We start from the raw sequence: 13418 nt of genomic DNA on the forward strand, positions 1-13418 counted from the left end.
CACCGCCGCCAGCACCACGGCCGCGCGCACAACGGCCGCGCGCACCACGGCCACCGACGGCCGCGTCGGCGGCTCGCTCCGCGCCCCCGCCGCCGCCCGGGTAGTGAGCGGCCAGGAGCCGTACACCCTCGACGTGGCGGTGCCGGGCCTGCTGCACCTCGCCGTGCTGCGGAGCCCGCACGCTCACGCCCGGGTGCTCTCCCTCGACGACACCGCCGCCCGCGCCCTGCCCGGGGTGCACGCCGTGCTCAGCCACGCCGACTCCCCCACCACCCTGTACTCCACGGCCCGGCACGAGAGCCGGCTCGACGACCCCGACGACAGCCTGGTCTTCGACTCCGTGCTGCGGCACCGCGGCCAGAGGGTGGCCGCGGTGGTCGCCGATTCCGTGGCCATTGCCGAGCACGCCTGCCGGCTGCTCGACGTGGAGTACGAGCTGCTTCCCGCGGTCTTCGACCCCGCCGAGGCGCTGAGACCCGGCGCCCCACTCGTGCACGGCGAGAAGGATGCCACGATCAGCCGCCTGGCCGACCCGTCCCGCAACCTCGTCGCCGAGCTGCACGGCGAGTACGGCGACGTGACGGCGGCGCTGGCCGCCGCCCACACCGTGGTCACCGGCACCTGGCAGACCCAGCGGGTCGCGCACACCCAGCTGGAAACCCACGCCACCATCGGCTGGCTGGAGGACGAGCGGCTCGTGCTGCGCACCAGCTCCCAGGTGCCGTTCCTGGTACAGAAGGAGATCAGCCGCATCTTCGACCTCGACCTCGACGCCGTGCGCGTGTTCACCGCCCGCGTCGGCGGCGGCTTCGGCGGCAAGCAGGAAATCCTCACCGAAGACGTCGTCACCCTCGCGGTGCTGAAAACCGGGCGCCCAGTGCAGTACGAGTTCACCCGCACCGACGAGCTCGCCGCTTCGCCGGCCCGGCACCCCATGCGGGTCGGCGTCACCCTGGGCGCCACCGGCGACGGCCGGCTCACCGCCCTGAAGATCGACGTGCTCTCGGACACCGGCTCGTACGGCAACCACGCGCCCGGCGTCATGTTCCACGGCACCAGCGAGTCCATGGCGCTGTACAACGTGCCCAACAAGCGGGTGGATGCACAGGCCGTGTACACGAACAACCCACCGTCGGGCGCCTTCCGCGGTTACGGCCTGGGCCAGGTCATCTACGGCGTCGAGTGCGCCCTCGACGAACTCGCCGCCGAGCTGGGCCTGAACCCCTTCGACATCCGCCGGATCAACTCGGTGCGCCCCGGCGACCCGCTCGTGGTGACCCGCGAGGAGGGTGACGACATCGGCTTCGCCAGCTACGGCCTGGACCAGTGCCTCGACCTGGCCCAGGCGGCCCTGGCCCGCGGCAACGGGGTGGCCGCACCGGCCGGCGCGTCCTGGCGGGTGGGCGAGGGCATGGCGTCGTCGATGATCGCAACGACCCCGCCGCGAGGCCACTTCTCGCAGGCGACCATCACCCTGGACCAGGGCGGACGCTACCTGGTACGGGTGGGCACCGCCGAGTTCGGCAACGGCACCACCACCGTGCACACCCAGATCGCGGCGACGGTGCTGAACACCAGCCCGGACCGCATCGAGATCCTCCAGTCGGACACCGACGCCGCCGGCTACGACACCGGCGCCTTCGGGTCGGCCGGCGTGGTGGTGGCCGGTAAGGCCGTGCACGGCGCGGCGATCGAGCTGGCCGGTCTGCTGCGCGAAAGGGCGGCCCGGCTCATCGATCGTTCGGCCGAGGACTTCGTCCTGGAGGCCGACGGACTGCGCGCGGGCGCGGTGTTCGTGCCGCTGGCCGACCTCGCCGGCCCGGACGGCGTCACCGGCACCGGCCGGGAAGACGGCGCGCGCCGCTCGCTGGCATTCAACGTGCACGCGTTCCGGGTGGCCGTGAATACCGCCACCGGCGAGGTGCGGATGCTGCAGTCGATCCAGACCGCAGACGCCGGCTTCGTGATGAACCCCGAACAGTGCCGAGGCCAGATCGAGGGCGGGGTGGCGCAGGCCATCGGCAGCGCGCTGTACGAAGAGCTCATCCTCGACGGCGCCGGCACAGTGGAAACCAGGGTGCTACGCAATTATCACGTGCCGCAGCTGGCGGACCTGCCGGTCACCGAGGTGTACTTCGCGGACACCGCCGACGACCTCGGGCCGTATGGCGCCAAGTCGATGAGCGAGTCACCGTACAACCCGGTGGCGCCGGCGCTGGCCAACGCGGTGCGCAATGCGATCGGCATCCGCGCGTATGAGCTGCCGATGTCGCGCGACCGCCTGTGGCGTCTGGTGACTGTTCCTTCCGCCGTGAGCCCCCGGGCCTCTGGGCCGAAGGGATCGGTCTCTTCGGCCCCTTGAGGTCCAGGAGTCACGTGGTCAGATCGGCCGCCGTCAGCGGATCTGTAGCGCCTCGTTGAGCGGCCGGTCAGTCATTCCTCGACGGAAGTCGCTCGACTCGCCGTGATCGGCTTCATCTCCTTGCCGTGCATGGTCACCGCGTAAATCACCAGAACGTCGATGGCGATCATGGTGAGCGACCAGAGCGGGTAAGCGCCGAGGAATGCGATGTTCACCAGGGCGCTGCCGAACGCCAGGATGATCGCGACGATTCGTGCCCACATCTGCCCCGCGAGCAGGGCGACGCCGGCCAGGATCACCACAGCACCCAGGATCGTGTGTACCCAGCCCCAGGTCGTGTAGTCGACCTGCAGCACCAGTCCTTCCTGGCCGACGAGGTAGTACGTGTCCTGGAACAGTGCGACCAGGCCCTGGATGACGTGGAACGCGCCCATCATCAACATCATGACGCCGGCAAAGACGATCCAGCCCGTCCAGCCCGACGTACCGTAGTTGTCCATGGATTCGGCCCCGGTCGCGGTGCCCGTTGCCTGCCGTGTGGTGGTCATAGTGATTCCTCCCATTCAGTGGACTCGACGAGCACGCTAATGCGCGGGCGCACCTGATTCGTCCCCCGGATAGGGTGAGGGCTGACTGCCGTCAGGCTGACGGGTGGATCGGCCCGTGTCGGTCCCGGAGCGGGGCGCCGGATGCTCCGGCGCGCGCCGCGAGCACCTCGGCGAGGATCGACACCGCGGTCTCCTCTGGGCTGGCGGCGCCGAGGTCCAGGCCGATCGGCGAGTGCAGCCTGTCACGGGCGGCGGCGGACACGCCCGCCTCCCGTAGCCGCAGCATCCGTCGCTCGTGGGTACGCCGGGACCCCATGGCGCCCACGTAGCCGACGTCCAGGTTCAGGGCCGTGCTGAGCAGGGGCAGGTCGAACTTCTCGTCGTGGGTGAGCACGCACACCACGGTGCGGGCATCGGTCTGGGTGCGGGCGAGGTAGTCGCTCGGCCACTCGACCACCACCTCAGCCGCGGTCGGGAAACGTTCGGGGGTGGCGAACACAGCTCTGGCGTCGCAGACGGTGACCCGGTACCCGAGCAGGGATGCGGCGGCCGACAGGGCGCTCGCGAAGTCCACGGCGCCGAAGATCAGGCAGCGCGGCGGCGGTGCGGCCACCAGGTAGAGCACCCGGCTCGTTCCGCCGTCGCAGTCGACCGAGCCCAGCGTCGTCGCGCCGCCGTTCATCCTGGCGTCCAGCTCGGCCCGGATGCGGCGTACGGCATCGGCGTCGAGGCTGGCAGAGCCCTCGAGGCCAGCAGAGCCCTCACGGTCGGCTGCGCCCTGCGGCGCCAGGATCAGGCCGGCGCCCGTTCCCGCGACGACCAACGCGAGCCCGGCGGCCTCGCCGGCCGCGGCGCGTTCCAGCTGGGCGCGGACCTCGGCGGCCGGGGCGACCTCGGCCAGAAATACCTCGACGGTACCGCCGCAGCTCAGGCCCGCCGCGAAGGCGTCGTCCTCGCTCACTCCGAATTCGGTGAGCAGGCCCCGGCCGGTCTCGAGCACCTCCTGGGCGCTGTCGTAGATCGCTCCCTCGACGCAGCCGCCGGAGATGCTGCCGATCACCGCGCCGGAGTCGGTGACGGCCATGGCGGTGCCGAGGGTGCGCGGCGCGCTGCCGAGCACCCGGGTCACCGTCGCCACGGCCACCCGGCGCCCCTCTGCGAGGGCGTCGAGTAGAGCACCGGCGATTTCGAGCACGGCTAGGTGCTCACGCTCTGGTCCATGCCCATCCGTCGCAGCACCAGGTTCTCAGCGAACTGAGCCACACCGTAGAGCACCATCGAGACGATGGTGATGACCACGACGGAGGACCACACCTCGAAGTTCTTCACCTGCGAGACCGCGACGACGATGCCGTAGCCGAGGCCCTGGCCGGTGGCGAGCCACTCGGCCAGCAGGGCGCCGGTGATGGCGCCGGGAATGGAGATCTTGATGGCGGCGAAGAACGACGGCAGCGAACTGGGCAGGGCCACCTTGCGGAGCGCCGTGAACGGGGTGCCGCCGTAGACGGCTATGACGTCGCTCACCTGCGGTGAGGCAGACCGGAGGCCGAAGGCGATGTTCACCAGGGCCGGGAAGAGGACCACGATGGCGCCGGTGACGACGGCGATGCTCGGTCCGCGGCCGGTGATGAGGATCAGCACCGGCACGAAGGCCACCAGCGGCACGCTGCGCAGCAACAGGGCGATGGGCATCAGAGCATGCTCGATGCCCTTCGACAGGGTGAAGAGGGTGGCGAGTACCAGCGCGAGCAGGAGCCCGGCGACGAAGCCGAGGAACGCGTCGGTGAGGGTGACGCCAAGGTTGGTGAGGATCAGCGCCCGGTTCTCGGCGGCGTCCGGCACCGTGAACAGCCAGTTGACGACATCCAGCGGGCCCTTGGCGATGAACGGCGAGATCCCCAGCACCAGGATCAGGCCCTGCCAGGCGGCAAGGACGAGGACGAGGGTCAGCAGGCCCGTGGCCAGCGCACGGGCGACGTAGGCGCCGATACCGCGCGCCTGCGCCCCGCTGCTCTTGGTCAGGACAGCGGCTCGGGCGGCGGTCGAGGGAGCGGCGGTCATGGGAACGGCGGTCGTGGGCACGGCGGTCGTGGGATGGGCGGTGGTCTGGGCGTTCACGAGCTGCTCCGTCCGGTGGTCCAGGGGGTGGCGAAACGGGAGATCAGCGCGAAGAGCAGGTAGCCGATGCCGGCGAGCAGGCCCGCGACGAGGGCGAGGCTCCAGACCCGCTCCACGTTCGCGGCGTTGCCGGCGGCGAGCATTGCCAGGCCGAGGCCCCGCTCGGCGCCGCCGAGGTATTCACCGAGGATGGCGCCGAGCAGGGCGGCCGGGGCCGCGATCTGTAGGGCGTTCAGCACGCTGGGCATCCCGGCGATCAGCCGCACCTTGCGCAGCTGGGTGAACTTGGTACCGCCGTACACGGTGACGAGGTCGAGGCTTGCCGTGTCGGCGGCCTTCAGCCCCACCAGGGAGCCCACCACCGTGGTGAAGAACACCGAGAGAGCGGCCAGGAAGATCGCGGTGCCGGACGGGTCGCCGCGCGGCGGGCCGATCACGGTGTAGGCGATCGGGCCGATGGCCACGATCGGCACGCAATAGGTGATCACGGCGATCTGCAGCGCGATCTTCTCGATGCGTGGCACCACCAGAACCAGGCCGGCCAGCAGCAGCGCCAGGCCGTTGCCCCAGAGGAAGCCGATCGCGGCTTCGCTGAGGGTCATGGTGATGTGCGGCCAGTAGAAGCCGATGCCGTCGCCGGCGAACTGGCCGAGGACTTCGGCCGGGGTGGGGATGGCGCCGCCGGGCACCGAGCCGGAGTTCTGGAAGATCGTGAGGGCGCTGATCCACCACAGGGCCACCACGACGACGACGCCCAGCAGCCCCGTCGCCCAGCCGGGCAGGCCGCGGGTGACGGGCATCAGTGCGCCCCGGCGGCGGCCGGGGTGTCGGCGCCGAAGAGCAGTTCGGACGCCCGGTCGTGCAGGGCGTGGAATTCGGGGGTGCGCATCATCTCGGGCAGGCGCGGGCGGGGCAGGTCGATTTCGATGACCTCCTTGACACGGCCGGGCCGGGGACTCATCACGGCCACCTGGTCGCTGAGGAAGATGGCCTCGGAGATGCCGTGGGTGACCATCAGTGTCGTCGCGGGCTTCTCGGTCCAGATGCGCAGCAGTTCGATGTTGAGGCGTTGGCGGGTCATGTCGTCGAGGGCGCCGAACGGCTCGTCGAGCAGCAGCACCGAGGGCTTGAGCACCAGCGACCGGGCGATCGAGACGCGCTGGCGCATCCCGCCGGACAGCTGCGCGGGCTTGGCCTTCTCGAAGCCGGTGAGGCCGACGAGCTGGATGAGCTCGGTGACGTAGTCTTCATCGACAGGGATCCTGGCGACCTCGAACGGAAGTTTGATGTTGCTGCGGACGCTCCGCCAGGGCAGCAGGGCGGAGTCCTGGAAGGCGATGCCGAGTTCGTGGCCGCCGCGGAGTTCCGTGGGGCTCTTGCCGTCCACCCGGGTGGTTCCGCTGGTGGGGGTCTCGAGGCCGGCCAGGATCCGCAGGATCGTGGACTTGCCGCAGCCGGAGGGGCCCAGCAGCGAGAGGAAGCTGCCCTTGTCGGTGTGCAGGTTCGCGTTGTCGAGCGCGACAACCTGGGTGCGACCGACCGAGAAGGTTTTGTGCAGCGCTTCGATATGCAGTCCGGTTCCCGAAGTCGTGGCGGGGAGAGCGGTGTCGATCGTGCTCACGTCGTACATTCCTTACGTCGGGTGCCGGTAGTTCAGTATCGCCGACGGCACCCGCCTTGGTGGGACGGGTGCCGCGGCGAGACGTGAATAGTTACTTGCTGTAGGCGACGAGGTCGGGGTTCTCTTCGTACACCTCGGCCAGCAGGCTCATGTCGAACAGGGTGGCGGCGTCGATGTCGATCCCGGCGGCCTTCAGCGTGGCGACGGACTCCTTCTGCAGCGCGTCGCTGATGGTGAAGAGGCCGTTGGCCTCGGTGTCGGGGCTGACAACGAGGTCGGTGGCCTGGATCTCCGCCTGGCGGGTCTCCTTCTCCATGGTCAGCCCGAGGTCCTTGCCGTAGGTGTCGACGGTGAGGGTCGCGGCAGCGGTCGGGTCGTTGATCGCGTCGGCCCAGCCCTTGATCTCGGCGACCAGCAGGGCCTTGAGCATCTCGCGGTCGTTGGCGATCGCATCCTCGGAGGCCGTGAAGGTCTCGGCGACGAACGGCAGGCCGTTGTCGGCCAGCGGCAGGTTCACCGGGTCGAGGCCGGCTAGCTCGGCGTCGATGCTCTCGTTGGTGAGGTAGGCGAACCAGCCGTCGACCTCGCCGTTGAAGAGCGGGGTCGGGTCGTACTCGACCGGGACGACGGTGATCGTGGACGGGTCGATCTCATTGACCTTGAGGAAGGCGTCCCACAGGCTCTGGTTGCTGGCCTGGACACCGATGGTCTTGCCCGTGAGGTCGTCGAGTGTGGCGATGTTGCCGACGCCGGCCAGCGAGAGGATGGTGAACGGGTTCTTCTGGTACGTCGCGCCGATGATCTTCAGCGGGGCGCCTTCCTCGGCGATGACGGTGCCGGTGGAGATGGCGTTGCCGACGCCGAGGTCGACGTTGCCGGAAATGACGCCGGCCTCGGCCGACGCCGGACCGGGGATCAGGTCGACGGAATCGAAGCCCGCTTCGGTGAAGTAGCCGGCGTCATCGGCCGCGAACTCGCCCATGAACTCGGTGTTCTTGATCCAGGAGAGCTGGATGCTCGCGTCGCCGAACGAGGCGGCGTCGCCGGAGCCTTCAGCGGAGGAGCCGGCGTCCCCGGCGCAGGACGTGAGCAGCAGGGTGAGCGCGGCCGCGACGGCCACTCCCTTGCCCATGCTCGTGACTGATCGACGGGTGATCATGGAAACGGGGGCGTGCGTCATGACGCTGGTCCTCTCGATGGTGCTCGGGGGTTGCCGTGGAACTCAACGGCGTGCTGGGGCGGATTGCCTGTTGTGTGAATGTGATGTCGTGAAGTGCTGCTGTGCTGCTGTGATACTGCGGTGCTGCGGTGCTGTGGTGCTGTGGTGGAGCTGTTGTGATTGTGGTGTTTCACGGCACCCCATCCGCTGCAACACGTGTTCGGATGACTCGAACACTAATTGCTGTGTGTGACGCCGCGAAGACCGAATCATTTCCGGCTCATTACGTCGAAAAAGTCGTGCTGAAACGCGCGATTCCTCCCCGAGTGGTCCCGGAACCCTGGCGTGATAGCGTCACGGGATTCGCCCAGAAAGGAACCCCGATGTCCACAGCCATCGTACCGACCGCCGCCTTCGTCGCCGGCCTGCCCAAGGCCGAGCTGCACCTGCACCTCGAAGGCACCCTGGAGCCCGAGCTCAAGCTCGAGCTGGCCCGTCGAAATGGAGTGGACATCGGCCAGAGCACGGTGGAGGAGGTGCGCGCCACCTACGAGTTCGACTCGCTCGCCAGCTTCCTCGGCGTCTACTACCCGGCGATGGACGTCCTCGTCACCGAGGCCGACTTCTACGACCTCGCCACCGCGTATTTCCGCCGGGCCGCCGCCGACGGGGTGCGCCGCGTGGAGGCGTTCTTCGACCCGCAGGCGCACACCTCCCGCGGCGTGCCCATCGACACCGTCATCCTGGGCTACCACCGGGCCGCCGTGGATGCCGCAGGGCTCGGCGTCTCCGCGGAGCTGATCCTCTGCTTCCTGCGCGACTTCACCGCCGAGAGCGCGCTGGCGACCCTGCGGTCCGCGCTTCCCTATGCCGACAGGTTCATCGGCGTCGGCCTCGACTCCGACGAGCGAGGTAACCCGCCGGCGAAGTTCGCCGAGGTCTTCGCCCTGGCCCGTCAGAACGGCCTCAAGCTCACGATGCACTGTGACATCGACCAGGTCGGCAGCATCGACAACATCCGCCAGGTGCTCGAAGAGATCCAGGTGGACCGCATCGACCACGGCACCAACATTGTGGAGAACCCGGAGCTGGTCACACTGGTGCGGGAGCGCGGCCTGGGCCTCACCTGCTGCCCGGTGTCGAACAGCTTCGTGACGGCAGACATGAAGGCCGTCGAGATGGTGGCCCTGCTGCACGTCGGCGTGCTGGTCACTGTCAACTCCGACGACCCCGCCTACTTCGGCGCCTACGTGGCCGATAACTACCTGGCGCTGGCCGAGAAGGCCGGACTCGACACCGACGAACTGGCGCAGCTGGCCAAGAACTCCTTCCAGGCGTCCTGGCTGCCCGAAGCCGAGAAGCGGGCCCATCTCGCATCCATCGACAGCTACGTCGACGCGTTCGTCGCAGGAAACCCGGCCGCCTGACCCGGTTCGCACCAGCGGTGTTTCATCGCCAGTGAAGTCGTGTGTCCGACAGATTTCACAACCCCGGAACGAGGCCCTAACGACTTCACTAGGGTGAGCGGTAAGCCACCGAACGCGGCCGCGGGAGCCGCCCGGAACCGCACCAGACGCCGAGAAGGAGAACCCGATGTACGACCTGGTCATCCGCTCGGCCCACGTGCTCACCGAGCAGGGTTTCACGCCCGCCGCCGTCGCGATCACGGGCGGCGTCATCCGTGCCATCACCCCGGTGGATGCGCCGCTGGAGGCCCGGATCGACCGCACCCTCCCGGCCGGGCAGGTCCTCCAGCCCGGCATCATCGACACCCACGTGCACGTCAACGAACCCGGCCGCACCGACTGGGAGGGCTTTGGTAGCGCCACCCGCGCCGCCGCGGCCGGGGGCGTGACCACGATCATCGACATGCCGCTGAACAGCATCCCGCCCACCACGACGGTGCCGGCGCTCGAGCTGAAGCGCGCTGCGGCCGCGCCCCAGGCCACCGTCAACGTGGGCTTCTGGGGCGGGGCGATTCCGGGCAACCTCGGCTCGCTGGAGCCGCTGCACGACGCGGGCGTCTTCGGATTCAAGGCCTTCCTCTCCCCCTCCGGCGTCGACGAGTTCCCGCACCTCACCCCGGAGCAACTCGATGCCGCGGCCACCGAGATCGCCGGGTTCGGCGGCCTGCTCGTGGTGCACGCCGAGGACCCCGCCGTACTCGACAGCTCTCCGGACGCCTCCGGCACCAGCTACCGGGACTTCGTCGCCAGCCGACCGGATGCGGCCGAAGACTCCGCGATCGCCCGGGTGATCGAGGTCGTACGGCGCACCGGCGTGCGCGCCCACATCCTGCACCTCTCCTCCGCCCAGGTCCTGCCCCGGCTGGCCGCGGCCCGCGCCGAGGGCCTGCCGATCACGGTGGAGACCTGCCCGCACTACCTGAGCTTCGCCGCCGAGAGCATCGCCGACGGCGCCACGGCATTCAAGTGCTGCCCGCCGATCCGCGGCGAAGGCAACCGCGACCAGCTCTGGCAGGGCCTGGCCGATGGTGTCATCGACCTCATCGCCTCCGATCACTCCCCCGCCACCCGGGAACTCAAGCTCGGCCACGGCGGCGACTTCGGCCTGGCCTGGGGCGGTATCTCCGGCCTGCAGCTGAGCCTGCCCGCCGTGTGGACGGCCGCCAGGGCCCGCGGGTTCGCGCTCGAGCAGGTGCTGCACTGGATGGCCGGCGCCACGGCCCGCTTCGCCGGCCTGGCCGCCGGCGCCCTCCCAGTCCGTGCCCTCCCGGTCGGCGCCCTCCCGGTCGGCGCCCTCCCGGTCGGCGCCCTCCCGGTCGGCGCCATCGAGGTCGGCGCGGCCGCCGACCTGGTGGCCTTCGCGCCGGAGGAGGCCTTCACGGTGAACGTCAACACCCTGCGGCACAAGAACCGGGTCAGCGCCTTCGACGGCGCCACGCTGTTCGGCCGGGTGCACACCACCTGGCTGGCCGGCGCTGTGATCTACGCCGTCGACGACACCGCATTCGACGTAGCAACCGCGTCCACCCGTCCACCCGCCGGTCGTCTGCTGAGCGCCCGCTGACCCTGATTTTTTTGCACTCGCTCCACCCGAACACCGCACGCGAACCAGAAGGAGCACCCATGTCGATAGTTCTCGGACCCAACCGTTACGGCAAGGCGGAAAACCGTATTGTGCGCATCTACCGCGACACGCCCCGCCACGAGATCCACGACATCAGCGTCTCCACCGCCCTGCACGGCGACTTCGCCGACGCGCACCTCGCCGGCAACCAGCTGCAGGTGCTGCCCACCGACACGCAGAAACAGACCGCGTACTCCTTCGCCAAGGAAAAGGGTCTGCTCTCGATCGAGAGCTACGGGCTCGACCTGGCCACCCACTTCGTCGACCACATCGGCTCGGTCGCCGGCTCCCGGGTAGAGATCGAGGAGTTCGCCTGGGAGCGCGTCGTCGTGGACGGCACCGAACACGACCACACCTGGGTGCGGCGCGGCCAGGAGGTGCGCACCTCGGCGATCTCGGTGGAGGGCACCGGCGTTCAGCAGCAGGTCTGGGTGGTCGGAGGCCTCAAAGACCTGATCCTGCTCAAGTCCACCGGCTCGGAATTCTCCGGCTTCATGCAGGACCCGTACACGCTGCTGCAGCCCACCACCGACCGGGTGATGGCCACCTCCCTCACAGCCGGCTGGCGCTTCGCCGACCACACCGATGTGGACTGGGAGGCCACCTACGGCGGAATCTCCGCGCTGCTGAAGACCCAGTTCGCCGTGGTGCACTCCCTCGCGCTGCAGCAGACCCTCTATAAGATGGGCGAGGCCGTGCTCGCGGCCTACCCGAACATCGCCGAGATCCGGCTGTCGGCACCCAATAAGCACCACTTCCTCTACGACCTGTCGCCGTTCGGCGTGGAGAACAACAACGAGGTGTACCACGCGGCCGACCGGCCATACGGGCTCATCCAGGCCACCGTCATGCACGACGACGCCACGGATGCCGGCCCCGCGTGGGACTCGTACACCGGGCTGGTCTGATGAGCCTGGCGCAGGTCTACCTCGGCCACGTCTTCCACGTGGCCGGCGCCCCCGCCCTCGCCGAGGCGCCGGCGCATCTCGTGTCGCTGCCGCAGGGGGCGCTGGTCACCGCCGCCGACGGCACCATCGCCTGGGTCGGCCGCGCCGTCGACCTGCCCACCGGCTTTGAGTCCCTGCCGGTCACCGACGCCCGGGGCGGCTTCATCCTGCCCGGATTCGTCGACACCCACGTGCACTTTCCGCAGACCTACTCCACGGATGCCTACGGCGGTGGCCAGCTGCTCGAGTGGCTCGACAACTGCGTCTTCCCGGCCGAGACTCGGCTGCAGGATGACGAGTTCGCAGCCGCCATCGCCCGCGACTTCACCCGGCGGCGCACCGCGGCCGGCACGACGAGCGCCCTGGTGTTCGGCTCGGCCTTCCCGCACGCCCAGGACGCGCTGTTCGCCGAGTCCGAACGGGCGGGGCTGCGGCTGGTCAGCGGGCGCGGCATCCAGACCGTCGGGCCGGAGTCGGCCAACGCCCTGATCACCTCGGAAGGCGTGGCGCTCGACCTGGTCAGCGACGAGATCTCCCGCTGGCACGCCCGCGACACCGGTGATTCCCGCACGGCGTTGCTGCAGGTGGCCGTGGTGCCGCGGTTCAGCCTGTCAGTGACGCCGCACACCCTCGCGGCGCTCGGTGAGCTCTACGACGGGGTGCGCGATCAAGGCGTCTACTTCCACAGTCACCTCAACGAGAACAACCGCCCGGAGACCGGCGAGATCGACGTGGTCAAGGCGATCTACCAGGTCGACCACTACCTGGACACCTACGACGGCCGGTTCCTGCCGGGCTCGGCGGTGGGCGGGTCGAGCCTGCTCGGCCGGCGCAGCATCCTGGCTCACGCGGTGCACTGCGAGGACGACGAGCTCGCCCGCCTAGCCGAGACCGGCTCTTCGATCGCGCACTGCCCAACCTCCCAGCAGTTCCTCGGCTCCGGCACCATGCCGTGGACCCGCACCACCGGCTTCGGCGTCACCGTGGCGCTCGGCTCCGACATCGGCGCGGGCGACGAATGGCTGATGAGCCGGGTCCTCAACGACTGCTTCAAGGTGCACCTGTCCGAACCGGGCGACGCCGGCCTGTCAATCAGCCCGGCCGAGCTGCTCTTCACCGCCACCCTGGCCGGTGCGCGTGCGCTCGACATGGAGGAGCGCTACGGCAACCTCGACGTGGGCAAGGATGCCGATTTCCTGCTCATCGAGCCCGACAAGTGGGAGCCGCTCGCGGCGGTGCTGGCCAACGGCATCCGTGCCGACGACGAGGCGATGGCCACCGACCAGACCCTCTTCGCCCTGCTGATGGCCCTGCGCCAGCCGGCCATCACGGGCGTCTTCGTGCGCGGGCGCCGGGTGACGGCTCCCTAGCCCCGGGGTCCCGGCCCCACTGTTCCCCGTGCGGACATTTGCGTCCCTTGGGTTCAGGGGGTCGTTGCAACACCTGATTGATTGAGGTGTTGGGTATGGGTGGTCGTACGGGGTTTCCGCGTGAGGTTCGCCGTCGGTTCTGGGAGGAGCTCAGGGTCGGCGGCACGGTCACGGATGCGGCCGCCAGGGCGGGTGTGAATCGG

General features: G+C 69.4%; 11 protein-coding genes. 5 read left to right on the forward strand and 6 right to left on the reverse strand.

The features are described 5' to 3' along the window. Positions 1 to 2362 (forward strand): xanthine dehydrogenase family protein molybdopterin-binding subunit (locus tag E3O42_RS05930; protein ID WP_134453058.1); only part of this gene is annotated, 2362 nt, incomplete at its 5' end. A 71-nt stretch (positions 2363 to 2433) separates the two neighbouring features. On the opposite strand, the gene E3O42_RS05935 is transcribed toward E3O42_RS05930, so the two are convergent. The 6 genes from E3O42_RS05935 to E3O42_RS05960 form a co-directional block, all read right to left on the reverse strand. Beyond that, positions 2434 to 2910, reverse strand: a complete 477-nt coding sequence (locus E3O42_RS05935; RefSeq protein WP_134453059.1) for a DUF7144 family membrane protein — start codon at positions 2908 to 2910, stop codon at positions 2434 to 2436. A 91-nt stretch (positions 2911 to 3001) separates the two neighbouring features. After that, positions 3002 to 4105: an XdhC family protein gene (locus E3O42_RS05940; protein WP_134453060.1), complete on the reverse strand. Its 1104-nt coding sequence runs from the start codon at positions 4103 to 4105 to the stop codon at positions 3002 to 3004. A 2-nt stretch (positions 4106 to 4107) separates the two neighbouring features. Continuing rightward, positions 4108 to 5028, reverse strand: a complete 921-nt coding sequence (locus tag E3O42_RS05945; protein ID WP_241984664.1) for an ABC transporter permease — start codon at positions 5026 to 5028, stop codon at positions 4108 to 4110. Then, complete coding sequence (locus tag E3O42_RS05950) at positions 5025 to 5828, reverse strand: ABC transporter permease (RefSeq protein WP_134453061.1); 804 nt, start codon at positions 5826 to 5828, stop codon at positions 5025 to 5027. Before E3O42_RS05950 ends, E3O42_RS05945 begins: the two co-directional genes overlap by 4 nt. After that, on the reverse strand, positions 5828 to 6649 hold the full coding sequence (locus tag E3O42_RS05955) for an ABC transporter ATP-binding protein (RefSeq protein ID WP_241984665.1): 822 nt from the start codon (positions 6647 to 6649) through the stop codon (positions 5828 to 5830). The genes E3O42_RS05950 and E3O42_RS05955 overlap by 1 nt, the downstream gene beginning before the upstream one ends. Positions 6650 to 6740: 91 nt before the next feature. Continuing rightward, a complete protein-coding gene (locus E3O42_RS05960; protein ID WP_241984666.1) occupies positions 6741 to 7829 on the reverse strand; it encodes an ABC transporter substrate-binding protein in 1089 nt (362 codons plus the stop codon). A gap of 362 nt (positions 7830 to 8191) precedes the next feature. Here E3O42_RS05960 and add point away from each other — a divergent pair, with 362 nt between their 5' ends. The 4 genes from add to E3O42_RS05980 all read left to right on the forward strand — a co-directional run bounded on the left by add (position 8192) and on the right by E3O42_RS05980 (position 13215). Beyond that, a complete protein-coding gene (gene add / locus E3O42_RS05965) occupies positions 8192 to 9235 on the forward strand; it encodes an adenosine deaminase (RefSeq protein WP_134453063.1) in 1044 nt (347 codons plus the stop codon). A 166-nt stretch (positions 9236 to 9401) separates the two neighbouring features. Further along, positions 9402 to 10838 carry an allantoinase AllB gene (gene allB / locus E3O42_RS05970; RefSeq protein ID WP_134453064.1) on the forward strand — a complete coding sequence of 479 codons (1437 nt, stop codon included), beginning with the start codon at positions 9402 to 9404 and terminating at the stop codon, positions 10836 to 10838. 59 nt (positions 10839 to 10897) lie between these two features. Beyond that, positions 10898 to 11806: a factor-independent urate hydroxylase gene (pucL, locus tag E3O42_RS05975; RefSeq protein WP_134453065.1), complete on the forward strand. Its 909-nt coding sequence runs from the start codon at positions 10898 to 10900 to the stop codon at positions 11804 to 11806. Then, the gene (locus tag E3O42_RS05980) at positions 11806 to 13215 is read left to right on the forward strand and encodes an amidohydrolase family protein (protein WP_134453066.1); all 1410 of its coding nucleotides are present in this window, start codon (positions 11806 to 11808) and stop codon (positions 13213 to 13215) included. Before pucL ends, E3O42_RS05980 begins: the two co-directional genes overlap by 1 nt. Positions 13216 to 13418 lie beyond the last annotated feature (203 nt).

Source organism: Cryobacterium adonitolivorans (assembly GCF_004402695.1).
GTDB classification, from domain to species: domain Bacteria; phylum Actinomycetota; class Actinomycetes; order Actinomycetales; family Microbacteriaceae; genus Cryobacterium; species Cryobacterium adonitolivorans.

Excerpts from the sequence above, each read along its gene's own strand:
- E3O42_RS05935 (WP_134453059.1), bottom strand. The coding sequence starts at position 2,910 with ATGACCACCACACGGCAGGCAACGGGCACCGCGACCGGGGCCGAATCC.
- add (WP_134453063.1), top strand. The coding sequence starts at position 8,192 with ATGTCCACAGCCATCGTACCGACCGCCGCCTTCGTCGCCGGCCTGCCC.
- pucL (WP_134453065.1), top strand. The coding sequence starts at position 10,898 with ATGTCGATAGTTCTCGGACCCAACCGTTACGGCAAGGCGGAAAACCGT.
- E3O42_RS05950 (WP_134453061.1), bottom strand. The coding sequence starts at position 5,828 with ATGCCCGTCACCCGCGGCCTGCCCGGCTGGGCGACGGGGCTGCTGGGC.
- allB (WP_134453064.1), top strand. The coding sequence starts at position 9,402 with ATGTACGACCTGGTCATCCGCTCGGCCCACGTGCTCACCGAGCAGGGT.
- E3O42_RS05960 (WP_241984666.1), bottom strand. The coding sequence starts at position 7,829 with ATGACGCACGCCCCCGTTTCCATGATCACCCGTCGATCAGTCACGAGC.
- E3O42_RS05980 (WP_134453066.1), top strand. The coding sequence starts at position 11,806 with ATGAGCCTGGCGCAGGTCTACCTCGGCCACGTCTTCCACGTGGCCGGC.